Origin of the sequence: Siccirubricoccus deserti, assembly GCF_014283215.1 — a bacterium.
Lineage (GTDB): Bacteria > Pseudomonadota > Alphaproteobacteria > Acetobacterales > Acetobacteraceae > Siccirubricoccus > Siccirubricoccus deserti.
This window is the reverse complement of record NZ_JACOMF010000002.1, coordinates 172,940-199,924: the sequence shown is the minus strand read 5'-3', so window position 1 is coordinate 199,924 and position 26,985 is coordinate 172,940. Positions and strand designations below refer to the sequence as shown.

Sequence of the window (26,985 nt, the reverse complement as noted above, 5' to 3'; positions counted from 1 at the left end):
CTGCATCAGCCACCCTATCCCACGAATAATGTCGTGGAATTCCGGCCGGGCGCGAGAATTGCCCGCAGGAGTGGCGCGTGCGTTACTTGCCGGCCAACCAGTGAGGGGAGACACCAGAGGCATGCCGGAAGCGCCGACGCCGCCGCCAACCCGCCCGTTGCCGGATGCCCGCGTCGACTACTCGCCGCCGGTGGGTGACACGGTCAAGACCACCACCTGCTACATGTGCGCCTGCCGCTGCGGCATCCGGGTGCATCTGAAGGATGGCAGGATCCGCTACATCGAGGGCAACCCGGACCATCCGGTGAACCGCGGCGTGCTCTGCGGCAAGGGCAGCGCGGGCATCATGACCCAGTATGCCCCGGCCCGGCTGCGCGCGCCCCTGAAGCGGGTCGGCCCGCGCGGCAGCGGCGAATATGCCGAGATCAGCTGGGAGGAAGCGCTGGAAACCGCGACCGGCTGGCTGCGGCATGTGCGGGAGACCGATCCGCGCCGCCTCGCCTTCTTCACCGGCCGCGACCAGTCGCAGAGCCTGACCGGCTTCTGGGCGGCGCAATTCGGCACGCCGAATTTCGCCGCGCATGGCGGCTTCTGCTCGGTCAACATGGCGGCCGGCGGGCTCTACTCCATCGGCGGCAGCTTCTGGGAATTCGGCGAGCCGGATTGGGAGCGCACCAAATACCTGCTGATGTTCGGCGTCGCCGAGGATCACGACAGCAACCCGATCAAGCTCGGCCTGTCGAAGCTGAAGGCGCGCGGCGCCAAATTCCTCTCGGTCAACCCGGTGCGCACCGGCTATTCCGCCATCGCCGATGAATGGGTGGGGCTGCGCCCCGGCACCGACGGGCTCTTCGTGCTGGCCCTGGTGCATGAGCTGCTGCGGACCGATCGCATCGATCTGGAGTTCATGGCGCGCTACACCAATGCCGCCTGGCTGGTTGTGCGCAATCCCGGCGGCGCCGACGACGGGCTCTTCGCCCGTGATGCGAATGGCCAGCCACTGGCCTGGGACCGCGCCCGCGGCGCGACCGAGGCGCAGGCGGCGGACCTGTCGCCGGTGATGGTCGGGAATTTCATCCTGCCCGATGGCCGCAGCGCCCGTCCGGTTTTCCATCTGCTGGCGGAGCGTTACCTCACGCCCGACTACGCGCCGGAGGCGGTGGCGGAACGCTGCGGCATCACCGCCGACCGCATCCGCCGTATCGCCGACGAGATTGCCGAGGTCGCCTTCAACCAGGCGATCACGCTGGAACAGCCCTGGACCGATGTCTGGGGCCGCCGGCACGAGACCGTCACCGGCCGGCCGGTCGCCTTCCACGCCATGCGCGGCATCAGCGCGCATTCCAACGGTTTTCACACCTGCCGCGCGCTGCACCTGCTGCAGATGCTGCTGGGCGCGGTCGATACCCCCGGTTCCTGGCGCTACAAATCGCCTTTCCCGCGGCCGATCCCGCCGGGGCCGGGGCCAGCCGGCAAGGGCGCCAAGCCGAACACGCCGCTGGCGGGCAATATCCTCTCCTTCCCGCATGGGCCGGATGACCTGCTGGTCGACGACGAGGGTAACCCGCTGCGCATCGATAAGGCCTTCTCCTGGGAAGCGCCGCTGGCGCTGCACGGGATGATGCACACGGTCATCGGCAATGCCGGCGCCGAGGATCCCTACCCGATCGACACGCTGTTCATGTTCATGGCCAACATGGCCTGGAACAGCGCCATGAATCCGGGCGAGGTGATCCGCATCCTGACCGAGACGAAGGCGGATGGCAGCTATCGCATCCCGCATGTCATCTACTCGGACGCCTATTTCAGCGAGACGGTGCCCTACGCCGACCTCATCCTGCCCGACACCACCTACCTTGAGCGCTGGGACTGCATCTCGATCCTCGACCGGCCAATCGGCAGCCCGCATGGCGCGGGCGATGCGATCCGCCAGCCGGTGATCAAGCCCGACCGCGACGTGCGCCCCTTCCAGGACGTGCTGATCGAGCTGGGCGCGCGGCTCGGCCTGCCGGCCTTCGTGAAGGAGGATGGCGCGCCGCGCTTCAAGGACTACCCGGACTACATCGTGAACCACCAGCGCATGCCGGGGGTCGGCCCGCTCGCCGGCTTCCGCGGCCTCGACGGCAGCAGGAAGGGCGTCGGCGAGCCCAACCCGGACCAGCTCCAGCGCTACATCGACAATGGCTGCTTCTGGCGCGACCACCTGCCGCCCGAGCAGGAATGGATGAAGCACGCCAACCGCATCTATCTGGAGCACTCCAAGGCCATGGGCCTGATGGGGAAGTCCGACCAGATCGTGCTGCAGCTCTGGTCCGAGCCGCTGCAGAAATTCCGCCTTGCCGCCGAGGGCCATGGCGCCAAGCAGCCGCCCGAAAGGCTGCGCGAGCGCATCCGCACCTACTGCGACCCGCTGCCCATCTGGTACGCACCGCTGGAGCACGCGAGCCAGGACTTGGCGGAGTTCCCGCTCTCCGCCGTCACCCAGCGGCCGATGGCGATGTACCATTCCTGGGGCTCGATGAATGCCTGGCTGCGGCAGATCCACGGCGCCAACAAGCTCTACATGGCGCGCAGCCGGGCGGAGGCGATGGGGCTCGCGGCCGATGACTGGGTCTGGGTGGACAGCCGCAGCGGCAGGCTGAAATGCCAGGTCGCGCTGATGGAGGGCGTGAACCCGGATACCGTCTGGACCTGGAACGCCATCGGCAAGCGCGCCGGCGCCTGGGGCCTGACGCCGGACAGCCCGGAGGCGCAGCGCGGCTTCCTGCTCAACCACGTCATCAGCGAATGGCTGCCCGCCCAGGGCGGCTTCCGCCACGCGAATGCCGACCCCGTCACCGGCCAGGCCGCCTGGTACGATTTGCGGGTGCGCGTCACCAAGGCGGCGCCGGAGGAGGCCGGCATCACCAGCCCGCATCCCGATGCGTTGCGCCCGCCGCCGCACATGCCCGACCGTCCCGACATCCTGCGCTATTCGGTGAAGAGCTCCGCATGACCTGCCTGCCCGAAATCGCCCCCGGCCAGAAGAAGCTCGGCCTCGTCATCGACCTCGACACCTGTGTCGGCTGCCAGGCCTGCGCCACCAACTGCAAGGAATGGAACGCCAGCGGCCACAGCGCGCCGCTGCCCGACCTCAAGCCCTATTCGGCCGGCGCCGAGGGCGTCTGGTTCAACCGCGTCCACAGCTTCGAGGCAGGCGAGGGCGAGGCCGGGCGCACCGTGCACTTCCCCCGCTCCTGCCTGCATTGCGAGACGCCGGCCTGCGTCACCGTCTGCCCCACCGGCGCCAGCTACAAGCGCGCCGAGGATGGCATCGTGCTGGTCAATGCCGACACCTGCATCGGCTGCGGCCTCTGCGCCTGGGCCTGCCCCTATGGCGCGCGGGAGATGGACGAGGATGAGGGGGTGATGAAGAAATGCACCCTCTGCATCGACCGCATCTACAACGAGACCATCCCGGAGGCGCAGCGCCAGCCGGCCTGTGTGCTGACCTGCCCGACCAAGGCGCGGCATTTCGGCGACCTCGGCGACCCCGACAGCGCGGTCAGCAGGCTGGTCGCAGAGCGCGGTGGCCAGCCGCTGATGCCGGAGCTGGGCTACAGCCCGGTGAACCGCTACCTGCCGCCGCGCAAGCGCGCCACGCCGCCGGCCAAGCCGGTGGAGGATGCGCCGACCCATATGGATGTGAAGAACCCGCTGCTGCGCTGGGTGGACCGGGTGCTGACCCGCATGCCGGCGATGGAATCGGAGCGGCAGGTATGAACCCCGCACCTTCGATCGTCTTCTTCACCACCGCCTCCGGTGCCGGCTACGGGTTGCTGTTCTGGCTCGGGCTGCTGCGGCCGCTCGGGCTGGTGCCGGGCGGGCAGGGCTTCGGCCTGACCGCGCTGGTCCTGGCGCTGGTCCTCGTCACCGCTGGCCTGCTCTCCTCCACCGCGCATCTCGGCAATCCGCGGCGGGCCTGGCGCGCCGTCAGCCAATGGCGCAGCTCCTGGCTGTCGCGGGAGGGGGTGGCGGCGCTGGCCACCTATGTGCCGGCCGGAATCTTCGGCCTGGCGCTGCTCACGGACCGGCCGGGGCTGGCGGCGGCAATGGGGCTGCTGGCCGCAGCCGGGGCAGTGGCCACCGTCTACTGCACCGGTATGATCTACGCCTCCCTGCCGCCGATCCGGCAATGGCACCATCCGCTGGTGGTGCCGGGCTATCTGGTGCTCTCGGCCTTCAGCGGCGCCGCGCTGCTGGCCATGCTCTGCGGCTTCTGGGGCGATGGCGTCGTTGCGGTGGTGCTGGCGCTGCTGGGCGGTGGCGCGGCGCTGGTGCTGAAGCGGGCCTATTGGCGGGCGATCGATGCGGCGCCGCCGGAGGCGACGGTGGAATCCGCCACCAGCCTCGGCTTCATCGGCAAGGTCCGGCCGCTCGAACCGCCGCATACGGAAACCAACTACCTGCTGCGGGAGATGGGCTTCCGCATCGCCCGCAAGCACGCCGCCAGGCTGCGCCACATCACCCTGCTTGCTGGCTTCGCCGCGCCGATGCTGCTGGCGCTGCTCGCCCTGCTGCTAGGCGGCGGGCTGGCCGCCGCGGCGCTGACCCTGGCGGCGGTGCTGGCGCTCGGCGGGTTGCTGGTGGAGCGCTGGCTGATGTTCGCCGAGGCGACCCACACCGTCACCCTCTACTACAGCGGAAACTGATCCGCTTGTATCGGCGGCGCGCCTTCCGGCCTCCTTGTTCCGGGGAGAGCAAGGAGGCCGGGAGATGCGACATCGGGCGCGATGGCCCGGGCTTGCCCTGGCCGGACTGCTGGCCATGCCGGCGAAGGCGGCCGACCTCATCATTGCGGTGGGCGGTGCCTTCACCTCCATGGATCCGCATTTCTTCGGCCTATCGCCCAACCCTGCACTGACCTGGCATGTGCTCGACCGGCTGGTGCATCCGGATCTCGACCAGCGGCCGCAGCCCGGCCTCGCCACCGGGTGGCGCGCCATCGACGACCGCAGTTGGGAGTTCCGGCTGCGGGAGGGCGTGCGCTTCCAGAACGGCACGCTCTTCACCGCGGATGACGTGGTCTTCACCTTCGCCCGCAACCCGGCTGGTAGGGGCCGGCGCAGCCCTGGGAGAGGATGACTTACCGCCTCATCACAAATGACAAGTGGCGCGGCGGCCGGGCCTTCCGCGTCTCAGACACCCTTCGCCGCGGGCGCATCGCCGGTGCCGAAATCCCACCAGATGCCGGCCATCAGTCCCAGCCCTTCCCGCAGCAGCGGCGCCAGCGCATGCTCATCCGGCCCATGCTGGTTGCAGCCAGGGTAGCTGTTCGGAATCCAGATGCAGGGCGCGTCGAGGATCTTCAGGAACAGGTCCGAGGGCGAGGAGCCGGAAGAGTTGGGCACGATGTTCGGCGCGCGGTTGGAGGTGCGCTGCATCGACCGCGCCACCGCCTTCACCCAGGGGTTCTCCGGATCGGTGCGGCTGGCCGGGAACATCGAACGGTTCAGCGCCTCCTCGATCCGCACCATCCCGAAGCCCCGCGCATCGAGGTGGCGGCGGAGGTTCGGCACGATGGTCTCGGCCGGCACATCGACGGTGTGCCGCACCTGCAGCCTGGCCCGCGCCTTGCCCTGCACCGCATTGGTCGGCGCATCCGGGTGGCCGCAGACCGAGGCAAGGACAATGACGCCGGTCGAGGAGTAGATCCGCTCCGCCTTGGACAGGCCCGGCTCGCCCCAATCCGCGCTGCCTTCGGGCAGGCCGGGGATGTCCTCGAACACCAGCGCATCGACGGCCGCCTTCACCGCGGCGGGCACCTGCCGCGGCAGCCAGCCATCCACCAGGATCTTCCCGCGCGGCGTGACGATCGACGCCAGCGCATGGGCCAGGACGAATCCCGGATCATCCAGCACCCCGCCCCAATGGCCGGAATGATGCTCGCCCTCGCGGTACTCCACCATCAGGTCGAAGGCGACGCCGCCCCGGGCGCCGAGCGACATCTCCGGCATGAAGGTGGTCTGGCGCGGCCCGTCGAGGGCGATGAACACGTCGGCGGCGCAGGCCTCGCGGTGCAGTTGCAGGAATTCGGCAAGGCCCGGAGAGCCGACCTCCTCGCCGGTCTCGACGAAGAATTTGGCGTTGAAGCCCAGCCGGCCGCGTTCGGCCAGCACGGCGCGCAGCGCTTCCAGCGCGATCAGGTGCTGACCCTTGTTGTCGACCGTGCCGCGGCCATACCAGCGGTCGCCCTCGACCGTCACCGCCCAGGGGTCGCGGCCGTTGCTCCACTGCGGCGCCAGCCCGCGCACCACATCGCCATGGCCGTAGACCAGCACGGTCGGCAGCGCGGGATCCTCGATGCGGGTCGCCAGCAGCACCGGGCCACGCCCCGCCTCCGGGTTGTCGAGCACGGTGGAGACGAAACCCATATCGGCCAGCATTGGTGGCAGCACCTCGGCGCAGTAGCGGTAGAGGTCGGGCAGGCGCTGCGGCATCTGGCTCTCGGTCGGCACCGCGACCAGGGTGCGGAGGGCCGCGAGATACTGCCCGTCGTCGTAGCGGGCGACGGCCCGTGCAATGGCGCCTTCGCGTGACCCTGGCATGCGGATTTCCCCTCAATGGCGCCGGCATCCTGGCACCGCCGGGATGGCGGAAGAAGCCCCGGCCGCGGCACGGAAAGGCTTTTGCCCGGCGGTCGGCCCCGGCATGCTGGCGGCGATGCGCGGCCCCTTCCCCGATACCCCGTCCAGCGGCAAGGGCCTGCGCCTGCGCCACAAGGACATCCGCCCCGCCGGCACGCCGCTCCGCCTGCGCTTCGAGGGGCGGGAGATCGAGGCGTTGCCGGGCGAGACCCTGGCTGCGGCGCTCTCGGCCGCCGGCATCCTCGCCTATCGCCACACCGCCGGCGGCGCGCCGCGTGGCCTCTATTGCGGCATGGGCGCCTGCTTCGACTGCATCGTCACCATCGATGGCAAGCCGGGCCAGCGTGCCTGCCTGGTGAAGGTGGCCGCCGGCATGGAGGTGCAGGGCGCGATCCCCGCCCTGCCGGCACCGCTCGCCGCACCGCCCGCCGCCATCGCCGAGCGTGCATGCGACGTGCTGGTGGTCGGCGCCGGTCCGGCCGGGCTGGCCGCTGCCTGCGCCGCGGCCGAGGCGGGTGCCGCCGTCATCCTGCTGGATGAGCGCGTGGAGGCCGGCGGCCAGTATCTGAAGCCGCTCGCCGCCAGCCACACCCATGCGGCACCCGATGCGCAGCACCGCCAGGGCGAGGCGCTGCGCGCCAAGGCGCGGGCGGCGGGGGTGGAGATGCTCGGCGGCGCCACCGTCTGGGGCGGCTTCGCGCCGGATGAGATCGCCGTGGTGGTCGGCGAGACCGCCTTCACCTTCCGCCCGCGCCGGCTGATCCTCGCCACCGGCGCGCATGAACGTCCGGTGCCGGTGCCCGGCTGGATCCTGCCCGGGGTGATGACGACCGGGGCGATGCAGACCCTGGCGCGTGCCAACCGTGTCTCGCCCGGGGAAAGCGTGGTGATCGCCGGCAATGGCCCGCTCAACCTGCAGCTTGCCTGCGAATTGCTGGAAGGCGGCGTGCGCGTCGCGGCGGTGGCGGAGGTGGCGCCGAAGCCGGGCCTCGCCCTGCTGCGCGACGCGGCGCGGCTGCTGCGCACGGCGCCCGACCTGGCCTGGGACGGGCTCCGCATCCTGCGCAGGCTGAGCGCCGCCAAGGTGCCGCTGCTCTGGGGCACGACCATCCTCGGCTGCGAGGGCGACGGCCGCTTCGCCGCCCTTAGGCTGGCGACGCCGGCGGGAGAGCAGCGGATCGCGGCGGATGCCTGCGCGCTGAACCTCGGCTTCCAGCCGGAGACCGGGCTGGCCCGCGCGCTCGGCGCGGCGCATCGCTTCGTCGACAGCGGGCTCGGGCGGCTGGAGACGGTCACCGATGAGGTCGGCCGCACCTCGCTGGATGCGGTCTTCGCGGTCGGCGACGGCGCGACGATCGGCGGCGCCCGCGTCGCGCTCGCGCGTGGCCGGCTGGCCGGGCTGGCGGCGGCGCGGGATCTCGGCTTCGCCGCGGCGGATGGTGCGCCGGCGCGGGCCGAGTGGCGCCGCGCCGCGGCGTTCCAGGCTGCGTTGTGGCGGATCTTCGCCGCGCCTCCCTTCGACATCGCCGCGGTCGCCGATGACACCGTCCTCTGCCGCTGCGAGGAGGTGACCGCCGGCCGGCTGCGGGCCGAGCACGCCGCCGGCGCCCGCAGCCTCGGCGCGCTGAAGAAGGCGACGCGCGCCGGCATGGGCCGCTGCCAGGGGCGGATGTGCGGCGCCGCCATCGCCCGGCTGGTGGGCGCCTCGGACGAAGCCGGCTTCGCCGCGCCGCGCGCCCCGGTGAAGCCGGTGCCGGCCGCCGCGCTGATGCTGGAGGTGCCCGAGGGCGGCGATTGGCCGGCCTACCCGCGGCCGCAGTACAACGCCTGGGCCGGCCGCCCCGCCGCGCCGCGGCCGGAATCCTGCGAGGTGCTGGTCATCGGCGGCGGCGCCCTCGGCCTCTCCACCGCGCTGTTCCTGGCGCGGGAGGGCGCCGATGTGCTGCTGGTGGAACGCGGCGAGACGGGCATGGCGGCCAGCACCGCCAATGCCGGCAGCCTGCATGTCCAGCTCCTCAGCTATGATTTCGACGGCAGCCAGGAGGGCGGCCCGTCGATCGACCGGCTGCCGCTCGGGCCGCGCAGCATCGCCCTCTGGAAGCAGCTTGCCGTCGAGGCGGGGGAGGGGCTTGGCATCCGCACCGAAGGTGGGCTGATGCTGGCCGAAACCCCGGCGCAATTCGCCTGGCTGCGCGCCAAGGTGGCGGTCGAGCGGCGCCAGGGCCTCGACAGCCAGCTACTCGGCGCCAATGAGCTGCGCAGCCTGGCGCCCTATCTCGGCCCGGATTTCATCGGCGCCGGCTTCAGCCCCGGCGAGGGGCAGATCGACCCGCTGCGCGGCACCGCCGCCCTGCGCCGGCTGGCCGGAAACGCCGGCGCCCGGCTGCGGGAAGGGGTGGAGGTGCAGGGCATCGCCCGCGCCGGCAGCGGCTTCACCGTGGCGAGCGGGGCCGGCGAGATTCGCGCCGGGCGCATCGTCAATTGCGGCGGCGCCTACGCCGGGCGGATCGCGGGCATGCTCGGCGTCAGCCTGCCGGTGGTGGGGTCCGTGCAGCAGGTGATCGCCACCGAGGCGGCGGCGCCGGCGATGCGCCACCTGGTCGCCCATGCCGGGCGGCACCTGTCGCTGAAGCAGGGCGACGGCGGTCATGTGCTGATCGGCGGCGGCTGGCCCGGGGTGCTGGATGCGCGGGGTTCCCCGCGCAACCTGCGCCGTTCCATCGAGGGCAACCTGTGGGTCGCCGGGCGGGTGCTGCCGGCGCTGGCCGGGATGCACGCCCTCCGCGCCTGGACCGGGCTGGCGGTGGAGGTGGACCGGGCGCCGCTGCTGGGCGAGGTGCCGGGGGTCCCCGGCCTGTTCCAGGCGGTGACCAGCAATGGCTACACCTTGGCGCCGATCGCCGGCCGGATGACGGCGGATGCGGTATTGGGGCGGGATGCGGTGCCGCCGGAGTTCACGCTGGCACGGTTCGGCTAGCAGGCTGACCCGTTTCCGGCATGCTCGGGCTTGACCCGCGCAGCCGGACGTGTGGTGAAAACAGGTGATTGGATGGCCGGGTCAAGCCCCGGCCATGATGATGAAGCGGCGCCACGGGGCCGCCGGCAGAGCCAGGATATGGGGATGGAAAAGATGCAGCTCGGCATGGTTGGCCTTGGGCGGATGGGCGGCAACATCGTGCGGCGGCTGCTGAAGGCCGGGCATCATTGCGTCGCCTTCGACCGCGACACCGCGGCGCGCGAGGCGCTGGGGGCGGAAGGCGCGCTGCCGGTGGCCGACCTGCCGGCAATGGTCGCCGCGCTAGAAGCGCCGCGCGCCATCTGGATCATGCTACCGGCGGGCGCGGCGACCGAGGAGGCGCTGGTGACCCTCGCCGGGCTGCTCTCGCCCGGCGATGTGCTGATCGATGGCGGCAACAGCATGTGGAAGGACAGCGTCCGCCGCGGCGCCATGCTGCGGGCGAAGGGGCTGCATTTCCTCGACATCGGCACCTCCGGCGGGGTCTGGGGGCTGGCCCGCGGCTACTGCCTGATGATCGGCGGCGAGGATGCGGTGGTGCGACGGCTGGACCCGATCTTCGCCGCGCTGGTGCCGGGGAAGGAGGCGGCGCCGCCGACACCAGGCCGCACCGGCGACCCGCGGCCGGAGCAGGGCTATGTCCATGCCGGGCCGAATGGCGCCGGGCATTTCACCAAGATGATCCACAACGGGATCGAGTACGGGATGATGCAGGCCTTCGCCGAGGGCCTCGATATCCTGCACCACGCCGACAGCCCCACCCTGCCGGAGGACCAGCGCCTCACGCTCAACCTGCCCGACATCACCGAGGCCTGGCGGCGCGGCAGCGTCGTCGCCTCCTGGCTGCTCGACCTGACGGCCCAGGCGCTGGCGCAGGACCCGCAGTTGGAGGGCTTCTCCGGCCATGTCTCCGACAGCGGCGAGGGCCGTTGGACGGTGCAGGCAGCGGTGGAGACGGCGGTCTCGGCGCCGGTGCTCTCGGCCGCGCTCTACGCCCGCTTCACCAGCCGGGACGAGGACCGCTTCTCCGGCAAGGTGCTCTCGGCCCAGCGCAAGGGCTTCGGCGGGCATCTGGAGCCGCCGAAGCCGTGACCCCGCTGGTCGTGGTGATGGGCGTGTCGGGGTCCGGCAAGAGCACGATCGGGCCGCTGCTGGCCACGGCGCTCGGCGTCGATTTCGCCGATGCCGATGCGTTCCACCCGGCCGCCAACGTCGCCAAGATGAGCCGCGGCCAGCCGCTGACGGATGCGGACCGCTGGCCCTGGCTGGATGCGATCGGCGCCTGGCTGGATGCGCGGGGCGCCGCCGGCGGCGTCGTCACCTGCTCGGCGCTGAAGCGCAGCTACCGCGACCGGCTGCGGGCTGGACGGCCGGCGGTGCGGCTGCTGCACCTGAGCGGCGAGGCGGCGCTGATCATGGCGAGGCAGGCGGCGCGGGAAGGCCATTTCATGCCGCCGAGCCTGATGGCCAGCCAATTCGCCGCGCTGGAGCCGCCGGCGCCGGAGGAGGGGGCGATCACCCTCTCGGTCGCGGCGACGCCGGAGGCGATCCTCGCCGCCGCGCTGGAGGCGCTGGCGACGGGATGAGGATCCGCTTCGTCCTGTCGCATGCCGGCTCCCGCCTCTACGGCGAAATCCGCGAGGGAATGGTTGCCCAGGCGCTGGCGCGGCTGGGCCATGACGTCGCGATCTACCGGATGTCCGGCGAGCCGGCCATGCGCACCGAAAGCTTCGGCGGGCTGGTGCCGGTCAGCTATTTCCCGGTCGCCAACGACGGCGCGCCCTGGCCGCAGCTGGTCTCTCCGGCGCTGATCGGGCAGCTGGCCGCCGAGCCGCCCGACATCGTGCTGTTCAAGGGCATCGGCTACGATATCGTGCCGCTGGCGCTGGACCTTCTGGCGCCCACCACCCGTGTCGGCCTGATCCTCGGCGGCATCGCGGTGGACCCGATCCTCGCGCGGGTGGATTTCGTGCTGGCCGAGAGCGAGGACCAGATCGCGGCGATCCATGCGGCGCTCGGCCGCCCGCTACCCTGCCGGCCGCTGGCCAAATACATCGACTGGGCAGCGGCCGATGCGGCGCATGCGGCGGCGGAGGAACCGCTCTACGAGCTGGTGAACGTTGGCAAATTCGAGCCGCGCAAGAACCAGATCGGCCTGCGTCCCTTCTTCGACCGGCACCGCCTGGCGATGATCGGCGAGGGCGAGACCTTCGAGGCGGTGGCCGCCGCCGCGGCCGGGCAGCCGCAGGTGCACCTCCTCGGCCTGCTGGAGAATGCCGAGGTGCTGCGGGTGCTGGCACGCTCCCGCCTCATGGTCCACAGCTCGATCTGGGAGGGGGTACCGCGGACGATCCTCGAATCGCTCGCCTGCGGCACCCCGGCCATCGCCTTTGGCTTCGCCGTGCAGGACCGCTTCGCCGGCACCGATGCGGTACGGCTGGTGCCGCGGGACGGGCTGGAGGCGGCGGTGGAGGCGCTGCTGGCCGATTCGGTAGGGCTGCGGGCGCTCCGCAAGGAGGCGCGCCGCTACGCCCTGGCGCGGCACGGTCCGCACCGCCTGGCGGAGGCCGCCGGCGACATACTGGCGTTGGCCGCCGCCGGCTGAATTTCCGCAAGGGGGCGGTTTCCTCCGCCCACCGCGCCCTGCACTATCCGCCCACCCGACGAAAGGAGGCCAAGCATGGCCCTGGACCCCGCTGCCCGCGCGACACTGGAACAGATTTCCACCGCGACGATCACCACGCTGCTGCTGAAGAAGGGGCTGCGCAACATCTGGATGCGCGGGCCGCAGCCCTTCACCCCGACCGCCAAGGGCCGCCGGCTGGTCGGGCCGGCCTTCACCCTGCGCTTCGTCCCGGCGCGCGAGGATCTGGCGACGCCGGAAAGCTGGTCCTCCCCCCGCTCCACCCGCGCCGCCATCGAGGACATGCCGGAAGGGGTGATCGCCGTGGCCGATGCGATGGGCGTGACCGATGCCGGGATCTTCGGCGACATCCTCTGCGCCCGGCTGATGAAGCGCGGCGTCACCGCGCTGGTGACGGATGGCGCGGTGCGCGACGTGGCCGGCGTGACCGGCACCAACATGCCAGTATGGTGCCGCGGCGGCGCGGCCCCGCCCTCCGTCGCCGGCCTCACCTTCGTCGGCTGGCAGGAGCCGATCGGCTGCGGCGGCGTCGCGGTCTTCCCGGATGACATCATCGTCTGCGACGACGATGGCGCGGTCTGCATCCCGAAGGCCTTCCTGCAGGAGGTGCTGGACGGCGGCGCGGAGCAGGAGCGGCTGGAGGCCTGGATCGTCTCCAAGGTGGAGCAGGGCGAGAAGCTGCCCGGCCTCTATCCGCCGAACGCCGAGAACAAGGCGCGCTACGAGGCCGAGAAGAAGAAGTAGCCGAAGTACCGGACCCACGCCGGCCGTTGGCCGGCCGGCGTGGGGATGGCGGCTCAGACCGCCAGCAACAGGACCACGCCCGCCGCCACCGCGGCGCCGCCCGCGGTGCGCGCCGCCTGGCGGGCCCAGGGCGCGGTGGCCGAGGCCAGCGCCAGCCCGGAGGCCAGCAGGACCGAAGTGGCCACCAGGAAGCCGGCCGCATAGAGCGCGAAGGACCCTCCCAGCATCTCCGTGCCATGGGCATGGCCATGCAGCAGGCCGAACACCCCGGCCAGCGCCGCGCCCGCCGCCAGCGGCAGCCGCACCATCAGCGCCACCAGCGCGCCGAGCACCAGCACGGAGGCCAGCACCCCCGCCTCCACGCCCGGCAGCGCGACGCCAGTGACGCCGAGGATCGCGCCCGTCGCCATGGCGCCGAGGAAGGCGCCCGGCAGCACCAGCCGTGCCGCGCCGCCCAGCAGCCCGGCCCAGACGCCGAGAGTCACCATGGCCAGCAGATGGTCGGCGCCGCTGAATGGGTGCAGGAACCCGGCCATAAGCCCGGCGTGGAGGCCATCGCCGACATGCGCCAGCGCCGGCACTGGCAGCAGCAACGCCGCGATCAGCAGCAGCGCGTTCATCACGCGGTCGCCCGGGGCGCGATGCCGCCCTGCTGCAGGATGAAGTCCACGATTTCGGCCACGCCGGTATCCTCCTTGAGATTGGTGAAGATGAAGGGCCGTGCGCCGCGCATCCGTCGCGCGTCGCGGTCCATCACCGAAAGATCGGCGCCGACCAGCGGTGCCAGGTCGATCTTGTTGATCACCAGCATATCGGATCGGGTGATGCCAGGGCCACCCTTGCGGGGAATCTTGTCGCCGGCCGAGACATCGATGACGTAGAGGGTCAGGTCGGCCAGTTCCGGGCTGAAGGTCGCGGCCAGGTTGTCGCCGCCACTCTCGATGAACAGCACCTCCAGCGCCGGGAAGCGCTGCACCATGTCGTGCACCGCGGCCAGGTTGATGGAGGCGTCCTCGCGGATCGCGGTGTGGGGGCAGCCGCCGGTCTCGACGCCGGCGATGCGGGACGGGTCCAGGGCGCCGGCCCGCGTCAGGAATTCGGCGTCTTCCTTGGTATAGATGTCGTTGGTGATGACGGCGATGTCGTGGCTGTCGCGCAGCCGGCGGCACAGCCGCTCGGTCAGCGCGGTCTTGCCCGAGCCGACCGGGCCGCCGATGCCGACCCTGAAGGGGCCGTTGGCCGTCCGATGACCGGAGCGCGCATCGCGCGTGGAGGCCTGAATCGGCTGGCCCGACGTATCCGTGCTCATGAGCGGAACAACCTCGTGTACTGGGATTCGTGGCGCATCGAGAGCAGGTCGAGAAAGGGCGTCGCGGTGCCGATCTGCTCCAGTTCGGCATCGAGCGCCGCCGCCGCCGCCGCCTCTACCACCGCGTGCAGCGCGGCGGTGGCGATCTGCCCATCGGTCTGGCCGAGCGGCACCAGCCGAACCCCCGCCGAGACCAGGTTGGCGGCGAAGCCGGCGAGCCAGCCGGTCAGCGCGGGGCGCAGCGGCAGGGCCTGGAAGCCGGCGGCGGCGCCGAAGGCCACCGGATGGGCGAGTTGCCGTGGATGGCGCGCGGCGAAGGCGGCGAAGCGCGGCTCCGGCCAGGCAGCCTCCGTCACGCTGGTGAAGGCGGTGCCCTGGGCCATGCTCTCCAGCGCGGTTTCCGCCGTGCCGCGCCAGGCGGCGGCCAGCCGCGCCACCTCGTCCAGCGCCGTGTCATCCGCGGCCGCGGCGGCGCGCCAGGCGGCGACCAGGAGCGCCGCATCCACCCGCCCGGCGCCGTGCCGCAGCACTGTGGCGATGTACTCGACCAGGGCGGGACGGGTGGCGACGAGGCCGTCCTCCACCGCCGTCTCCAGCCCATGGCTGTAGGTGTAGGCACCGACCGGATAGGCCGGGGAGAGCCAGGCCAGCAGCCGGTACAGCGCGGCGTCAGTGGTGATGGTGGTGGTCGTCATCGCCGTGGTGGTGGTGATGGCCGGGCTGGCGGTTGTGCTCGCCATAGGCGCCGCCCTCCGGGTTGAAGGGGGCGGCGACCTGACGCACGGTGGCGCCGAGGCCGCGCAGCATGGCGGTGATCACATGGTCATCGCGGATCAGGATGCGGCTGCCCTCGATCTGCGTCGGCAGGTGCCGGTTGCCGAGGTGCCAGGCGAGGCGGGCAAGTTGTTCCGGCGCCTCCGCCGTGATCTCGACCAGCGGCTCCCGCGCGGCCCGCACCAGGATGACGCCACCGCCTTCCAGCAGCAGCCCGTCGCCCTCGCGCAGCGCCGTCGCCGCTTCGAGGTCGAGCAGGAAGGCGAAGCCATCCTCCGCCACATAGCGCTTGCGGCGGCGGAAGCGGTCGTCGAAGTCGAGGGTGACGGTGTGGCGGGCGGTGCGCTCCACCCAGCCGCCGGCGGGCAGCACCTGGGTCGCGCGGGGCAGGGCGGCGCTCATCAGAACAGAAAGTACCGCTGGGCCATCGGTAGCACCTTCGCAGGCTCGCAGATCAGCAGCGCGCCATCGGCGCGCACCTCATAGGTTTCCGGATCCACCTCGATCCGCGGCAGCGCGTCGTTCAGCACCATGTCGCGCTTGCCGATCCCGCCACGGGTGTTCTCCACCGCCAGCAGCGCGCGTTGCAGCCCGAGCCTTTCGCCGATCCCATGCCCCAGCGCCGCCTTGGAGACGAAGGTGACGGCGCTCGCCACCATGGATTTGCCGAAGCCGGCGAACATCGGACGATAGTGCACCGGCTGTGGGGTGGGGATGGAGGCGTTGGGGTCGCCCATCGGCGCCATGGCGATGCTGCCGCATTTCAGCACCAGATCAGGCTTCACCCCGAAGAAGGCCGGCGACCACAGCACCAGGTCGGCCAGCTTGCCCACCTCCACGCTGCCGACATGCGCCGAGATGCCCTGCGCGATGGCCGGGTTGATGGTGTATTTGGCGATGTAGCGGCGGACGCGCAGGTTGTCGTTGTCGCCGCTCTCTCCGGAAAGCCGGCCGCGCTGGACCTTCATCTTATGCGCGGTCTGCCAGGTGCGGATGATCACCTCGCCCACCCGGCCCATGGCCTGGCTGTCGCTGCTCATCATGCTGATGGCGCCGAGATCGTGCAGGATGTCCTCGGCGGCGATGGTCTCGCGGCGGATGCGGCTTTCGGCGAAGGCCACGTCTTCCGGAATGCGCGGGTCCAGGTGGTGGCAGACCATCAGCATGTCGAGATGCTCGTCCACGGTGTTCACCGTGTAGGGCATGGTCGGATTGGTCGAGGAGGGCAGGAAATTCGGCTCGCCCACCACCCGCAGGATGTCGGGCGCATGGCCGCCCCCGGCGCCCTCGGTGTGGAAGGCCTGGATGGTGCGGCCGGCGATGGCGGCGACGGTGCTCTCGACGAAGCCGCTCTCGTTCAGCGTGTCGGTGTGGATCGCCACCTGCACGTCCAGCGCATCGGCGACGCGGAGGCAGGTGTCGATGGCCTTGGGGGTCGTGCCCCAGTCCTCATGCAGCTTCAGGCCGCAGGCGCCGGCCAGCACCTGCTCCTCCAGCCCCGCCGGCAGGGCGGCATTGCCCTTGCCGAGGAAGCCGAGGTTCATCGGGAAGCTTTCGGCGGCCTGCAGCATCCGCGCCATGTGCCACGGGCCCGGCGTCGCGGTGGTAGCCAGGGTGCCGTGCGCCGGGCCGGTGCCGCCGCCGACCATGGTCGTGATGCCGCTGGCCAGCGCCTCCTCGATCTGCTGCGGGCAGATGAAGTGGATGTGCACATCGAGCCCGCCGGCGGTCAGGATGCGGCCTTCCCCGGCGATGATTTCCGTCCCGGGGCCGATGACGATGGTCACGCCCGGCTGGGTATCCGGGTTGCCGGCCTTGCCGATGGCGATGATGCGGCCGTCCTTCAGCCCCACATCGGCCTTCACGATGCCCCAGTGGTCGAGGATGAGGGCATTGGTGATGACCGTATCCACCGCGCCGCCGGCGCGGGTCACCTGCGACTGGCCCATGCCGTCGCGGATCACCTTGCCGCCGCCGAATTTCACCTCCTCGCCATAGGTGGTGAAATCCTTCTCCACCTCGATGATCAGCTCGGTATCGGCAAGGCGCAGCCGGTCACCCGTGGTCGGGCCGTACATGCCGGCATAGGCGGCGCGCGAAAGGCGGGTGGGCATCTAGACCTGTCCTTCCGTCTCGCCGCGGAAGCCGTGCACCATCCGGGCGCCGGCGAAGGGGATGAGGCGCACCGTGCGGGTCTGCCCCGGCTCGAACCGCACCGCGGTACCGGCGGCGATGTCCAGGCGGCGGCCGCGGGCAACGCTGCGGTCGAAGGAGAGCGCCGGGTTGGTCTCGGCGAAATGGTAGTGGCTGCCGACCTGCACCGGCCGGTCGCCGGTGTTGCCGACCTCGACCTCCACGGCCTCGACGCCGGCGTTCAGCTCGATCTCGCCGGCAGCGGGGAGGAGTTCGCCGGGGATCATGTGCGAACCCGGCCTGCGAGTTCATGCCCAGGCTTGACCCGCGCATCCCCTGCGCCGCGCATGCCGGGGCGGATGGCTGGGTCAGGCCCGGTCATGACGGGGACAGAAGCAAGATCGGGGGTATTGCTTCGTTGCATCCCGCTCACCGGATCGGCTCGTGCACGGTGACCAGCTTGGTGCCGTCGGGGAAGGTCGCCTCCACCTGGATCTCATGGATCATCTCCGCGATCCCCTCCATGACCTGGTCGCGGGTGATGACGGCGGCGCCGTCCCGCATCAGCTCCGCGACGCTGCGACCGTCCCGCGCGCCCTCGACAACGAAGTCGGTGATCAGCGCCACGGCTTCGGGATGGTTGAGCTTCACGCCGCGCTCCAGCCGCCGGCGGGCGACCTGCGCCGCCATGGCGATCAGCAGCTTGTCCTTCTCGCGCGGCGTCAGATGCATGCAGAATCCCTCATCCCCGGCCCGATCATCATCCGCCCTGCCTCAAGTCGTCCACAGCCTCGGCAGCCGCGACGGCAGGCCAAGCGCGGCGACCCGCAGCGTGACGATCGCCGCCGCCACCGCCCGCCGCACCGCGGTAGCCGGGCCCAGCCAGCGCGCCAGCAGCAACCCTGGACGGGGCAATGTCGCCGCGCCGGGCGCCGCTTCGGGCAGGTTTCGTAGCAAATCGCGCGCCATCACCGCGTCGGCGCCGGCCAGCAACAGCGTGCCCAGCGCCTCGGCACCACCGAAGCCAAAACGCGCCGCAAGTCGATCGCCGATATCGGCGTTGAGTTCCAGCGCATCGGCCCAGAGCAGCCCCTCAGGCCCGTGCAGGCGCCAGGCGTCGAAGAGGCTGCCATGAGTCAGCCGCTCGCCCCGCGCTGCGCGGCCGAAGACCAGCGTCTCAGCCGCCAGCAGCTTCGCTCCTTCCGCCAGCTCGGCCCGCATCCTTCGGTGCAGCCGGGCGCCGTCGAACAGGATCGCCTCCTGCGGAATCCATTCCAGTACCGCTTCGGAGCCGAGGCTGAGTTCGCTCTCCACCCGGGTCTCCGGGCCCAGGCTGCGGTAGATCTTCTCCGCCGCCGCGGTGCTGACGGTGGCGCGGGCGCCGGGGCCGAGCCTCACCCGTTGGCGCAGCGCATCGCCGCCGGCGAGGCCGCCGGCGCAGTTCAGCAACGCCGCGGTCAGCGCCTCATCCGGCTCCGGCGTCGGAAACAGCACGCGCAGCGGGGCCTGCTGGAACAGGTGGCGCAGGACGGTGGCCGGCGCCCCGGGGCCGCGCGCCGCGGTGGCGAAATGCACCTCGAAGGCGCCATTGGCGCGCTGGTGCCGGGCGGGCGGGGGCGGCAGGTCACGGGGCATCGCGCGCAGCATGGCATGCGGCGCGGGCAGCCGGAAACTGCCGCCTATCGCGGCAATTTCTCGATTCTCCGCCGCATTCCCAGGCAGATTCGGTCACCACCCGGCACGCGCCGCGATGGACAATCCGCCGGCCGCGCGGTTTGCTGCCCCGGTGCGGATCGGCATGCCACCGATCCGCATCCGGGCATGATGGAGAGCAGCTTGAAGATCCGCATCGCCTTCCCGCCGATGCCGCGCTGGCCAACCCCCTCCGCCGCCGCGAGGCCGAGGCGATGATCCTGCGCGCCGAGCCACTGACCTCCGCCGCCTTCCTGCCTTACGGCGAGGTGATCGAATGCCCCGCCATCCCCGGCCGCACCTATTTCGAGGATGCGCTGGCGAACCTCCGCCCCGCGGCGCGGCTGAGCATATCGCTGACGGTGAAGCCACCGCTCGCGGCGCTGCCGCTGCGCTCCACCACCATGGAGCGGCATGAGTACTCCTCCCAGAGCTTCATCCCGCAGGAGGGCGGGCGGTGGCTGGCGATCGTCGCGCCGCACGCGGCTGGCGGCGGGCCGGACATGGCCCGCGCCCGCGCCTTCCTCTGCGGCCCGAACCAGGGCGTCACCTATGGCGCCGATGTCTGGCACCACCCCTTCACCGTGCTCGATCGCGAGGCCCGCTTCGTCATCGTCATGTGGCGCACCGGCGGCGCGGGCGACGAGGAATTCGTCGAGGTGCCGCCCTTCAGCGTGGAGCTGCCCTGATGACCTATGCGGTGAAGCGCGACTTCATCGGCTACGCCGACGCCCCGCCAGACCCGCACTGGCCGGGCAGCGCCCGGCTGGCGGTGAATTTCGTGGTGAATTACGAGGAAGGCTCGGAGCCCTCCTTCGCGCATGGCGACGGCTACACCGAGACCGGGCTGACCGAGGCGCATGGCGGCGGCCAGGTGAAATCCGGCCGCGACCTGGCCGCGGAGGGGATGTTCGAATACGGCAGCCGGGTCGGCTTCTGGCGGCTGCACCGGCTGTTCCAGGACCGCGGCCTGCCGCTGACAATCTTCGGCTGCGCCCTGGCGCTGGAGGCCAACCCGCAGGCCGCGGCGGCAATCCGCGCCGCAGGCTACGACATCTGCTCGCATGGCTGGCGCTGGGTGAAGCATTTCGAACTGTCGGAGGCGGAGGAGCGGGAGCATATCGCCCGCGCCGTCACCAGCCTGGAGACGACCCTCGGCGAGAAGCCGGCAGGCTGGTACTGCCGCTATGGGCCCAGCGTGAACACCCGCCGGCTGGTCGTCGAGCACGGCGGCTTCCTCTACGACAGCGACTATTATGGCGAGGAACTGCCGTTCTGGCTGACGGTGGAGGGCAAGCCGCACCTCGTCGTGCCCTATTCGCTGGTGAACAACGACGGCAAGTACGTTGGCTGGACGGGCACCAGCGGCCAGTGGTTCTCCTACATCCGCGACGCCTTCGACATGCTCTACGCCGAGGGATCGAAGACACCGAAAATGATGTCGGTCGGGCTGCACATGCGCCTCATTGGCCACCCGGCGCGGGCGATGGGGCTGCAGCGGCTGCTGGACTACATGATGCAGCGGAAGGATGTCTGGATCACCCGGCGGGTCGACATCGCCCGGCACTGGATGGCCACCCACCCCTACCCCGGCAAGGGGCTGAACGAGTAGCGGCGCGCCGCCGCTTCTGGTAGCGGGCGGCATGGCCGATGGCGCAGTGCAGTCTTCCCGGCCCCGCCCGTGGCGGGACCGGCGTTTCCTGGTGTTGCTCGGCCTCGGCTTCTCCGCCGGGGCGCCGCTGCCGCTGGTGGCGGGGCAGGTGCTGCGGCAGTGGTTCACCGAAAGCGGGCTTTCGCTCGGCGCCATCGGGCTGACCGCCCTGATCGGCTTGGCCTATGCCAATAAATTCCTCTGGTCGCCGGCGCTCGACGCGGTGCGGCCGCCGCTGCCGCTTGGCCAGCGGCGGGGCTGGCTGCTGGCCATCCAATTCGCGCTGATTGCCGCCATCCTCGGCGTGGCGACGACCGACCCGACCCAGGGCGCCACGCTGACCGTGGCGCTGGCGGTGGTGGTTGCCTTCCTCTCGGCCAGCCAGGACATCGTGGTCGATGCCTGGCGCATCGAGATGCTGGGCGAGGATGCGGAGCGCCAGGCCTGGGGCCTTGCCGCCTATGTCTGGGGCTACCGGCTGGCGCTGCTGGCCAGCGGCGCCGGCACCCTGCTGCTGGTGCAATGGCTCGGCTGGGGCGGTGCCTATGCGGTGGCCTCGCTGCTGCTGCTGCCGGGCATCATCGCGGTGCTGGCGGGGCGGGAAGGGGTACGGCCGGTGGCGGTGGTGCTCGGCTGGCGGGCGCGGCTGCGGGCCTCGGTGATGGATCCCTTCGCGGAATTCCTGCGCCGCCGCGGCTGGCTGGCCATCCTGCTCTTCGTCTCGCTGTTTAAGCTGGGCGAGGCGCTGGCCGGCGTCATGACGACACCCTTCTACCGCTCCCTCGGCTTCACGCGGGAGGATGTGGCGACCGTCGCCACGGTCTTCGGCATGGTCGCCACCCTGGGCGGCGCGCTGGCCGGCAGCTGGCTGATCGGCCGCATCGGCATCGGCCGGGCACTGGTGGTGACCGGGCTGGGGCAGATGCTGTCCAACCTGATGTACCTGGCACTCGTCGGCGGCGGGCGGGACATGCCCATGCTCTTCGCCCAGGTCGGGGTGGAGAGCTTCACCGATGGCCTCGCCGACGCGGCCTTCCTCACCTACCTCAGCGGCCTGACCAGCCGGGCCTTCACCGCGACGCAATACGCGCTGCTCTCCTCGCTGGCGGCGGTGCCGCTGCGCACCCTCGGCGCTTCCTCCGGCTGGCTGGCGGAGGCGGTGGGCTGGTCGGCCTTCTTCCTGCTGACCACGGCGGCGGCGCTGCCGGCGATGGCGATCATGCTCTGGCTGCTGCGGCGGCTGCCGCCGGGGCAGCCGGCACGGTAGGTTCGCGGGGTCAAAAGGGACCACCGCATGACGCCGCCGTACCTGCTGCCGCCACTGCTGCTGTTCGGCAGCAACATCCTGATGACCTGGGCCTGGTACGGCCATCTCAAGCGCCCCGCCTGGCCGCTCTGGCTGGCGATCCTGATCTCCTGGGGCATCGCCTTCTTCGAGTACTGCCTGGCGGTGCCGGCGAACCGCATCGGCTACGGCGCCTATTCCGGCCAGCAATTGAAGGTGATGCAGGAAGTCATCACCCTGACCGTCTTCGCCGGCTTCAGCGTGCTCGTCCTGGGCGAGCCGCTGCGCTGGACCTACCTCGCCGCCATGGGCTGCCTGATCGCCGCGGTGGTCTTCATATTCCTGCCGGTCGATTGAGCCCCCACATCCTCCGGCAACAACAGGCGGAGGACGGCGCATGCTCATCGGGGTCCCGCGCGAGGTGAAGAACCACGAATACCGGGTGGGGCTGGTCCCCGCCTCGGTGAGGGAGCTGGTGGGGCATGGCCACCGGGTGCTGGTAGAGACCGGCGCCGGCGCCGGCACCGGCTTCCCCGATGCCGCCTATGCCGCCGCCGGCGCCGCCATCGCGCCCAATGCCGCCGGGGTCTTCGCCACCGCCGAGCTGGTGGTGAAGGTGAAGGAGCCGCAGCCGGAGGAGTGGCGCCAACTCCGCCCCGGCCAGCTCCTGTTCACCTACCTGCATCTGGCGCCCGACCCGGAGCAGACCCGCGGCCTGATGGAAAGCCGCTGCACCGCCATCGCCTATGAGACGGTCACCAGCCCGGAGGGCGGCCTGCCGCTGCTGGCGCCGATGAGCGAGGTGGCCGGGCGCATGGCGATACAGGTCGGCGCCCGCTGCCTGGAGAAGGAGATGGGCGGCGCCGGCATCCTGCTCTCCGGCGTGCCGGGCGTGCCAGGGGCGCGGGTGGCGATCCTCGGCGGCGGGGTGGTCGGCTCCAACGCCGCGCGCATCGCCGCCGGCATGCGGGCGCGGGTGACGGTGCTGGACCGCAGCGCCAGGGTGCTGGATGCGCTCGACCGGGAGTTCGCCGGCCATATCGCCACGCTGTTTGCCACCACTGAGGCGGTGGAGCAGGCGGTGACCGAGGCGGATCTGGTGATCGGCGCCGTGCTGGTGCCAGGCGCGGCGGCGCCGAAGCTCGTCACCCGCGCCATGCTGGGCGGCATGCGGCCGGGCAGTGTGCTGGTGGATGTGGCGATCGACCAGGGCGGCTGCTTCGAGACCTCCCGCCCCACCACCCATGCCGAGCCGACCTTCCTAGTGGACGGCATCATCCATTACTGCGTCACCAACATGCCGGGGGCGGTCGCCCGCACCAGCGCCGTGGCGCTGAACAACGCAACCCTGCCCTTCATCCTGCAATTGGCGGAGAAGGGGTTTCCCCGTGCCCTGGCGGAGAATGCCCATCTGGCCCAGGGGCTGAACGTCTTCGGCGGCCGGGTGGTGCATCCGGCGGTGGCAGCGGCGCTGGGCGAGGCGCCGCTGCCGCTGGCGACGGCGCTGGCCGGTTGCGGCGGTGCGTGACGGCGCCGGCCATGCCCCAGCCAGGACGCAGGGCGGCAGCGATCGGGGGTTTCCCCGGGGCCCGCCACGGCCCACATGGGGATCGATGCACCGCCGCGCCCTCCTTGCCCTCCCCTTCGCCCTCCCCGCCTTTGGCGCCATGGCCCAGGCCACGCTCTCGGACCGCGACCGGGCCGACCTGGCCCGGGCCGAGGCCTGGCTGAATGGGCTGCAGAGCCTGAAGGCCCGCTTCCTGCAGATCGCCCAGAACGGCGCTGCGGCGGAGGGCACCGGCTGGATTGTCCGGCCCGGCCGCATGCGCTTCGAATACGATCCGCCGGAGCCGTTACTGCTGGTCGCCAGCCACGGCCAGTTCTTCTATTTCGACAAGCAGCTGAAGCAGGCGACGACCGTGCCGCTCTCGGCCACGCCGCTCGGCATCCTGCTCGGCGAGAATCTTCGGCTGTCGGGTGATATCACCGTGACCCGGGTGGAACGTGGCGGCGGGCTGCTGCGCATCACCCTGCATCGCACCGGCAAGGCGGCGGAGGGCCGGTTGACCCTGGTGTTCGGCGACGCACCCTTCGAGCTGAAGCAATGGGCGGTACTGGATGCCCAGGGGCAGGAAACCCGGGTGAGCCTGTTCCAGCCCCAATACGGCGCCCGCTTTCCGTCCCTGCTGTTCGATTTCAACGATCCGCGGTTCCGTGAGAACCTCGGCATTCCATGAAACGGTCCATCAAATCGCGGCCGATTGCGAATTCGCGTGGCGAGTTCGTTTTCCGTTCAGCCTTCTCCATCTTGATCGTGCCGCAATCGCAGACGAAGCTGGTGCCGTGATGAAGCCGCTCATTGGCATATCCTGCTGTATCAAGGCATTCGGCATCTTCGGGACGCCGAATCACGCCGCCTCCGACAGTTACGTACGCGTCGTGCTCGGGCCGGTGAACGGAATCCCGGTGCTGCTGCCTGCCGCCGGCGAGTCACTGGCGCCGCAGATCCTGCCGCGGCTGGATGGGCTGATCCTCACCGGCAGCCGGTCCAATGTGTGCCCCGAATACTACGAAGGCCCCGCGCATGCCGAAGGCACGCCGGAGGACCATGCGCGGGACGCCACCACCCTGCCGCTGATCCGCGCCGCCATCGCCGCCGGCGTGCCGCTGCTGGCGATCTGCCGCGGCTTCCAGGAATTGAACGTGGCGCTGGGCGGCAGCCTCGACCAGCGCATCCAGGATTTGCCGGGGCGGATCGACCACTCCACCCCGGCGGACCAGAGATTGGCGCGGATCCGCACTGCCAAGGCGCATGGCATGCGGCTGCTGCCGGGCAGCCTGATGGCCAGCCTGGCGGGCGGCACGGAGGTTCCGGTCAACTCCCTGCACAACCAGGGCATCCGCCGGCTGGCGCCGCGCCTGGTGGCGGAAGGCTGGGCACCGGATGGCACGATCGAGGCGGTGCGGGTGAAGGACGCCCCCGGCTTCGCCTACGGCGTGCAATGGCATCCGGAATACGATTGGGAGTCGGATGCGCTCAGCCGCGCCTTGTTCGAGCGTTTCGGCGCCGCTGCGGCGGCCTGGGCGGCCCGCCGGCACATGGCCCAGGCGGCCGAGTAGCCAGGTTCCGCGGCGGCGGCACAATAAGAATCACAGCTGCGCGAAATTGGCGCTTCAGGGCGCCTTTGCATGGCAGGGACGCATAATCGTCTTTTGCGTCCCTGTGAACAACACGCTAGTCTATTGACGCCGGCTCCTAAATAGGCCGGTGGTCGATGTCCGGTTTCCCCTACCGGCTCGCCCGACCTTTCCGATCGGAAACTACACAATGGCGCCCGGACACCCCCCTGTCCGGGCGCTTTTTTGTGCGCTGCACGGGATTACGCCGATTTTCCTAAAGTAACACTTGAAGTAGGGATTTCATCGCGCGGGCTTTCGGCTCGTTTCCTGCACTGGTATGGCTGCCACAGCAGCCGTGCATGGAGCGCCAAGCCGATGTCCGATTACGTGATCGCCCCGCCGGTCATCGCCGCCGTCCCGATCAAGGGCAGCAGCCAGATGTTTCCCGTGCGCCGCATCTTCTGCGTCGGCCGCAACTATGCCGAGCATGCGATCGAGATGGGCAGCGACCCGACCCGGGAGCCGCCCTTCTACTTCGCCAAGCCGGCCGACGCGCTGGTGGTGAACGACGCCGACATGCCCTACCCGCCGGCCTCGAAGTCCCTGCACCATGAGATGGAGCTGGTGGTCGCGATCGGCGCGGCCGGCGCCAACATCAGCGTCGAGGATGCGCTGGGCCATATCTGGGGCTATTGCGCCGGCCTCGACATGACCCGCCGCGACATCCAGAACGAAGCGAAGAAAACCGGCCGCCCCTGGGACATGGGCAAGGGCTTCGATCACTCGGCGCCGATGGGCGCGCTGGTGCCGGCCAAGGGCGTCGATTCCTCCAAGGGGAAGATCGAGCTGAAGGTGAACGGCAAGGTCGTGCAATCCTCCGACCTGTCGAAGCTGATCTGGTCGGTGCCCGAGGTGATCTCGAACCTCTCCCACCTGGTCCGGCTGGCACCGGGCGACCTGATCATGACCGGCACCCCGGAAGGCGTCGCCGCGGTGGTGAAGGGGGACCTGCTAGAAGGCTTCGTCGAGGGCGTCGGCGAAGTCCGCACCCGGATCGTCTGAGGGTGGCGCGCAAACCTGCCGCGCCCGCCATCGCCGCGTCGCGGCAGGCCCTGCGCGTCGCCACCTGGAACATCAACTCCGTCCGCCTCCGCCGGCCGCTGCTGGCCGAGCTCGTCAAGGCGCTCGATCCTGACGTGCTCTGCCTGCAGGAGACCAAATGCCCGGATGAGTTCTTCCCGCTGGAAGACCTCCGGGCCTTCGGCTTCCCGCACATCGCCCATAAGGGCATGAAGGGCTACAACGGCGTCGCCATCCTCTCCCGCCTGCCCTTCGAGGTGCGGGACGAGGACCCGGACTGGTGCAGCAAGGGCGATTGCCGGCACCTTGGCGTCACCCTCGACGCCCCGGGCGGGGCTGTGGAGCTGCATGATTTCTACGTCCCCGCCGGCGGCGACGCGCCGAACCGCGAGGCCAACCCGAAATTCGCCCATAAGCTGGATTTCGTCGCCGAGGCCACCGCCTGGTGCGCCGCCCGGGGGGAGGCCCGCCGCAGCGTCCTGGTCGGCGACCTGAACATCGCCCCGCTTGAGCATGATGTCTGGTCGCACAAGGCGATGCTCGACGTCGTCTCCCATACGCCGGTGGAGGTGGAGGCGCTGGGCGCCTGGCAACGCAGCGGTGCCTGGCATGACGCACTGCGGCATTTCGTCCCGGCCGACCAGAAGCTCTACACATGGTGGTCCTATCGGGCGCGGGACTGGGAGGCCTCGGACCGTGGCCGGCGGCTGGACCATGTCTGGGTGAGCCAGGACCTCATCGGCGGGCTGGTCCGGCATGCGGTCCTGAAGCCCGCCCGGAGTTGGCCCCAGGCCAGCGACCATGTGCCGGTGATGGTCGAGATCGCACCGTGATGGCGGCGACTGCATGATGTATTCGGTGGTCGCGCGGCACCATGGCTCCTACAGCATCGGCTGACGGAAGCTGCTCCA

At 70.8% G+C, this 26,985-nt stretch carries 27 protein-coding genes; 18 read left to right on the top strand and 9 right to left on the bottom strand.

Annotation, left to right across the window (positions count from 1 at the left end; translation table 11 throughout):
- Positions 1-121 precede the first annotated feature (121 nt).
- From H7965_RS02630 to H7965_RS02615, 4 genes are all read left to right on the top strand, one after another.
- The gene (locus tag H7965_RS02630; protein ID WP_186768974.1) at positions 122-2,995 is read left to right on the top strand and encodes a molybdopterin oxidoreductase family protein; all 2,874 of its coding nucleotides are present in this window, start codon (positions 122-124) and stop codon (positions 2,993-2,995) included.
- Positions 2,992-3,762, top strand: a complete 771-nt coding sequence (locus tag H7965_RS02625; RefSeq protein ID WP_186768973.1) for a 4Fe-4S dicluster domain-containing protein — start codon at positions 2,992-2,994, stop codon at positions 3,760-3,762. Before H7965_RS02630 ends, H7965_RS02625 begins: the two co-directional genes overlap by 4 nt.
- Entirely contained in the window at positions 3,759-4,691 is a 933-nt protein-coding gene (locus H7965_RS02620) for a dimethyl sulfoxide reductase anchor subunit family protein (protein WP_186768972.1), read from the top strand. Before H7965_RS02625 ends, H7965_RS02620 begins: the two co-directional genes overlap by 4 nt.
- A gap of 64 nt (positions 4,692-4,755) precedes the next feature.
- The gene (locus H7965_RS02615) at positions 4,756-5,124 is read left to right on the top strand and encodes an ABC transporter substrate-binding protein (RefSeq protein WP_186768971.1); all 369 of its coding nucleotides are present in this window, start codon (positions 4,756-4,758) and stop codon (positions 5,122-5,124) included.
- A gap of 53 nt (positions 5,125-5,177) precedes the next feature.
- Here the strand turns inward: H7965_RS02615 and H7965_RS02610 are convergent, their stop codons facing one another.
- Positions 5,178-6,587 (bottom strand): M20/M25/M40 family metallo-hydrolase, encoded by a 1,410-nt coding sequence (locus H7965_RS02610; RefSeq protein WP_186768970.1) that lies wholly within the window; start codon positions 6,585-6,587, stop codon positions 5,178-5,180.
- Positions 6,588-6,630: 43 nt separating this feature from the next.
- Between H7965_RS02610 and H7965_RS02605 the strand changes: the two genes are divergently transcribed.
- The 5 genes from H7965_RS02605 (at position 6,631) to H7965_RS02585 (ending at position 13,030) form a co-directional block, all read left to right on the top strand.
- On the top strand, positions 6,631-9,603 hold the full coding sequence (locus tag H7965_RS02605; RefSeq protein ID WP_222440435.1) for an FAD-dependent oxidoreductase: 2,973 nt from the start codon (positions 6,631-6,633) through the stop codon (positions 9,601-9,603).
- Positions 9,604-9,756: 153 nt separating this feature from the next.
- Positions 9,757-10,734, top strand: a complete 978-nt coding sequence (gene gnd / locus H7965_RS02600) for a phosphogluconate dehydrogenase (NAD(+)-dependent, decarboxylating) (RefSeq protein WP_186769089.1) — start codon at positions 9,757-9,759, stop codon at positions 10,732-10,734.
- Complete coding sequence (locus H7965_RS02595; RefSeq protein ID WP_229682399.1) at positions 10,731-11,228, top strand: gluconokinase; 498 nt, start codon at positions 10,731-10,733, stop codon at positions 11,226-11,228. Before gnd ends, H7965_RS02595 begins: the two co-directional genes overlap by 4 nt.
- Positions 11,225-12,247: a glycosyltransferase gene (locus H7965_RS02590; RefSeq protein ID WP_186768969.1), complete on the top strand. Its 1,023-nt coding sequence runs from the start codon at positions 11,225-11,227 to the stop codon at positions 12,245-12,247. The genes H7965_RS02595 and H7965_RS02590 overlap by 4 nt, the downstream gene beginning before the upstream one ends.
- 75 nt (positions 12,248-12,322) lie before the next feature.
- Positions 12,323-13,030, top strand: coding sequence for a ribonuclease activity regulator RraA (locus H7965_RS02585; protein WP_186768968.1), 708 nt, complete (start codon positions 12,323-12,325; stop codon positions 13,028-13,030).
- Positions 13,031-13,083: 53 nt separating this feature from the next.
- Here H7965_RS02585 and H7965_RS02580 read toward each other — a convergent pair whose 3' ends face one another.
- The 8 genes from H7965_RS02580 to H7965_RS02545 form a co-directional block, all read right to left on the bottom strand.
- A complete protein-coding gene (locus H7965_RS02580) occupies positions 13,084-13,650 on the bottom strand; it encodes a HupE/UreJ family protein (protein ID WP_186768967.1) in 567 nt (188 codons plus the stop codon).
- The gene (gene ureG / locus H7965_RS02575; RefSeq protein ID WP_186768966.1) at positions 13,650-14,339 is read right to left on the bottom strand and encodes an urease accessory protein UreG; all 690 of its coding nucleotides are present in this window, start codon (positions 14,337-14,339) and stop codon (positions 13,650-13,652) included. The genes H7965_RS02580 and ureG overlap by 1 nt, the downstream gene beginning before the upstream one ends.
- Positions 14,336-15,079 (bottom strand): urease accessory protein UreF, encoded by a 744-nt coding sequence (locus H7965_RS02570; RefSeq protein WP_229682398.1) that lies wholly within the window; start codon positions 15,077-15,079, stop codon positions 14,336-14,338. The genes ureG and H7965_RS02570 overlap by 4 nt, the downstream gene beginning before the upstream one ends.
- Positions 15,009-15,515, bottom strand: coding sequence for an urease accessory protein UreE (locus H7965_RS02565; protein ID WP_186768965.1), 507 nt, complete (start codon positions 15,513-15,515; stop codon positions 15,009-15,011). Before H7965_RS02565 ends, H7965_RS02570 begins: the two co-directional genes overlap by 71 nt.
- Positions 15,515-17,227, bottom strand: coding sequence for an urease subunit alpha (gene ureC, locus H7965_RS02560; protein ID WP_186768964.1), 1,713 nt, complete (start codon positions 17,225-17,227; stop codon positions 15,515-15,517). The genes H7965_RS02565 and ureC overlap by 1 nt, the downstream gene beginning before the upstream one ends.
- Positions 17,228-17,533, bottom strand: a complete 306-nt coding sequence (locus H7965_RS02555) for an urease subunit beta (protein ID WP_186768963.1) — start codon at positions 17,531-17,533, stop codon at positions 17,228-17,230.
- A 142-nt stretch (positions 17,534-17,675) separates the two neighbouring features.
- On the bottom strand, positions 17,676-17,978 hold the full coding sequence (locus tag H7965_RS02550; RefSeq protein ID WP_186768962.1) for an urease subunit gamma: 303 nt from the start codon (positions 17,976-17,978) through the stop codon (positions 17,676-17,678).
- Between the two features lie 42 nt (positions 17,979-18,020).
- Positions 18,021-18,881: an urease accessory protein UreD gene (locus H7965_RS02545; protein WP_186768961.1), complete on the bottom strand. Its 861-nt coding sequence runs from the start codon at positions 18,879-18,881 to the stop codon at positions 18,021-18,023.
- Between the two features lie 272 nt (positions 18,882-19,153).
- Here H7965_RS02545 and H7965_RS02540 point away from each other — a divergent pair, with 272 nt between their 5' ends.
- The 9 genes from H7965_RS02540 (at position 19,154) to H7965_RS02500 (ending at position 26,907) form a co-directional block, all read left to right on the top strand.
- On the top strand, positions 19,154-19,627 hold the full coding sequence (locus tag H7965_RS02540; RefSeq protein ID WP_186768960.1) for an ureidoglycolate lyase: 474 nt from the start codon (positions 19,154-19,156) through the stop codon (positions 19,625-19,627).
- Positions 19,627-20,550: an allantoinase PuuE gene (locus H7965_RS02535; protein WP_186768959.1), complete on the top strand. Its 924-nt coding sequence runs from the start codon at positions 19,627-19,629 to the stop codon at positions 20,548-20,550. Before H7965_RS02540 ends, H7965_RS02535 begins: the two co-directional genes overlap by 1 nt.
- Positions 20,551-20,581: 31 nt before the next feature.
- On the top strand, positions 20,582-21,856 hold the full coding sequence (locus tag H7965_RS02530) for an AmpG family muropeptide MFS transporter (protein ID WP_186768958.1): 1,275 nt from the start codon (positions 20,582-20,584) through the stop codon (positions 21,854-21,856).
- Between the two features lie 27 nt (positions 21,857-21,883).
- Positions 21,884-22,231: a DMT family protein gene (locus tag H7965_RS02525; protein ID WP_186768957.1), complete on the top strand. Its 348-nt coding sequence runs from the start codon at positions 21,884-21,886 to the stop codon at positions 22,229-22,231.
- Positions 22,232-22,271: 40 nt separating this feature from the next.
- Positions 22,272-23,402: an alanine dehydrogenase gene (gene ald / locus H7965_RS02520; RefSeq protein ID WP_186768956.1), complete on the top strand. Its 1,131-nt coding sequence runs from the start codon at positions 22,272-22,274 to the stop codon at positions 23,400-23,402.
- Between the two features lie 85 nt (positions 23,403-23,487).
- Positions 23,488-24,111 (top strand): LolA family protein, encoded by a 624-nt coding sequence (locus H7965_RS02515; protein ID WP_186768955.1) that lies wholly within the window; start codon positions 23,488-23,490, stop codon positions 24,109-24,111.
- Positions 24,112-24,220: 109 nt separating this feature from the next.
- A complete protein-coding gene (locus H7965_RS02510; RefSeq protein ID WP_186768954.1) occupies positions 24,221-24,994 on the top strand; it encodes a gamma-glutamyl-gamma-aminobutyrate hydrolase family protein in 774 nt (257 codons plus the stop codon).
- A 375-nt stretch (positions 24,995-25,369) separates the two neighbouring features.
- Positions 25,370-26,056, top strand: coding sequence for a fumarylacetoacetate hydrolase family protein (locus tag H7965_RS02505; RefSeq protein WP_186768953.1), 687 nt, complete (start codon positions 25,370-25,372; stop codon positions 26,054-26,056).
- A gap of 2 nt (positions 26,057-26,058) precedes the next feature.
- The gene (locus H7965_RS02500) at positions 26,059-26,907 is read left to right on the top strand and encodes an exodeoxyribonuclease III (protein WP_229682397.1); all 849 of its coding nucleotides are present in this window, start codon (positions 26,059-26,061) and stop codon (positions 26,905-26,907) included.
- The last annotated feature ends 78 nt before the right edge of the window (positions 26,908-26,985 follow it).

What these genes read in the sequence shown, in the direction of transcription:
- H7965_RS02570 (WP_229682398.1), bottom strand. Translation starts at nt 15,079, where the DNA reads ATGGCGAGCACAACCGCCAGCCCGGCCATCACCACCACCACGGCGATG.
- H7965_RS02590 (WP_186768969.1), top strand. Translation starts at nt 11,225, where the DNA reads ATGAGGATCCGCTTCGTCCTGTCGCATGCCGGCTCCCGCCTCTACGGC.
- H7965_RS02535 (WP_186768959.1), top strand. Translation starts at nt 19,627, where the DNA reads ATGACCTATGCGGTGAAGCGCGACTTCATCGGCTACGCCGACGCCCCG.
- ureG (WP_186768966.1), bottom strand. Translation starts at nt 14,339, where the DNA reads ATGAGCACGGATACGTCGGGCCAGCCGATTCAGGCCTCCACGCGCGAT.
- H7965_RS02605 (WP_222440435.1), top strand. Translation starts at nt 6,631, where the DNA reads ATGGCGGAAGAAGCCCCGGCCGCGGCACGGAAAGGCTTTTGCCCGGCG.
- H7965_RS02585 (WP_186768968.1), top strand. Translation starts at nt 12,323, where the DNA reads ATGGCCCTGGACCCCGCTGCCCGCGCGACACTGGAACAGATTTCCACC.
- H7965_RS02630 (WP_186768974.1), top strand. Translation starts at nt 122, where the DNA reads ATGCCGGAAGCGCCGACGCCGCCGCCAACCCGCCCGTTGCCGGATGCC.
- H7965_RS02615 (WP_186768971.1), top strand. Translation starts at nt 4,756, where the DNA reads ATGCGACATCGGGCGCGATGGCCCGGGCTTGCCCTGGCCGGACTGCTG.
- H7965_RS02510 (WP_186768954.1), top strand. Translation starts at nt 24,221, where the DNA reads ATGAAGCCGCTCATTGGCATATCCTGCTGTATCAAGGCATTCGGCATC.
- ald (WP_186768956.1), top strand. Translation starts at nt 22,272, where the DNA reads ATGCTCATCGGGGTCCCGCGCGAGGTGAAGAACCACGAATACCGGGTG.
- H7965_RS02555 (WP_186768963.1), bottom strand. Translation starts at nt 17,533, where the DNA reads ATGATCCCCGGCGAACTCCTCCCCGCTGCCGGCGAGATCGAGCTGAAC.
- H7965_RS02525 (WP_186768957.1), top strand. Translation starts at nt 21,884, where the DNA reads ATGACGCCGCCGTACCTGCTGCCGCCACTGCTGCTGTTCGGCAGCAAC.
- H7965_RS02515 (WP_186768955.1), top strand. Translation starts at nt 23,488, where the DNA reads ATGCACCGCCGCGCCCTCCTTGCCCTCCCCTTCGCCCTCCCCGCCTTT.
- H7965_RS02545 (WP_186768961.1), bottom strand. Translation starts at nt 18,881, where the DNA reads ATGCCCCGTGACCTGCCGCCCCCGCCCGCCCGGCACCAGCGCGCCAAT.
- H7965_RS02610 (WP_186768970.1), bottom strand. Translation starts at nt 6,587, where the DNA reads ATGCCAGGGTCACGCGAAGGCGCCATTGCACGGGCCGTCGCCCGCTAC.
- H7965_RS02625 (WP_186768973.1), top strand. Translation starts at nt 2,992, where the DNA reads ATGACCTGCCTGCCCGAAATCGCCCCCGGCCAGAAGAAGCTCGGCCTC.
- H7965_RS02565 (WP_186768965.1), bottom strand. Translation starts at nt 15,515, where the DNA reads ATGAGCGCCGCCCTGCCCCGCGCGACCCAGGTGCTGCCCGCCGGCGGC.
- ureC (WP_186768964.1), bottom strand. Translation starts at nt 17,227, where the DNA reads ATGCCCACCCGCCTTTCGCGCGCCGCCTATGCCGGCATGTACGGCCCG.
- H7965_RS02580 (WP_186768967.1), bottom strand. Translation starts at nt 13,650, where the DNA reads ATGAACGCGCTGCTGCTGATCGCGGCGTTGCTGCTGCCAGTGCCGGCG.
- H7965_RS02505 (WP_186768953.1), top strand. Translation starts at nt 25,370, where the DNA reads ATGTCCGATTACGTGATCGCCCCGCCGGTCATCGCCGCCGTCCCGATC.
- H7965_RS02620 (WP_186768972.1), top strand. Translation starts at nt 3,759, where the DNA reads ATGAACCCCGCACCTTCGATCGTCTTCTTCACCACCGCCTCCGGTGCC.
- H7965_RS02540 (WP_186768960.1), top strand. Translation starts at nt 19,154, where the DNA reads ATGATCCTGCGCGCCGAGCCACTGACCTCCGCCGCCTTCCTGCCTTAC.
- gnd (WP_186769089.1), top strand. Translation starts at nt 9,757, where the DNA reads ATGCAGCTCGGCATGGTTGGCCTTGGGCGGATGGGCGGCAACATCGTG.
- H7965_RS02530 (WP_186768958.1), top strand. Translation starts at nt 20,582, where the DNA reads ATGGCCGATGGCGCAGTGCAGTCTTCCCGGCCCCGCCCGTGGCGGGAC.
- H7965_RS02550 (WP_186768962.1), bottom strand. Translation starts at nt 17,978, where the DNA reads ATGCATCTGACGCCGCGCGAGAAGGACAAGCTGCTGATCGCCATGGCG.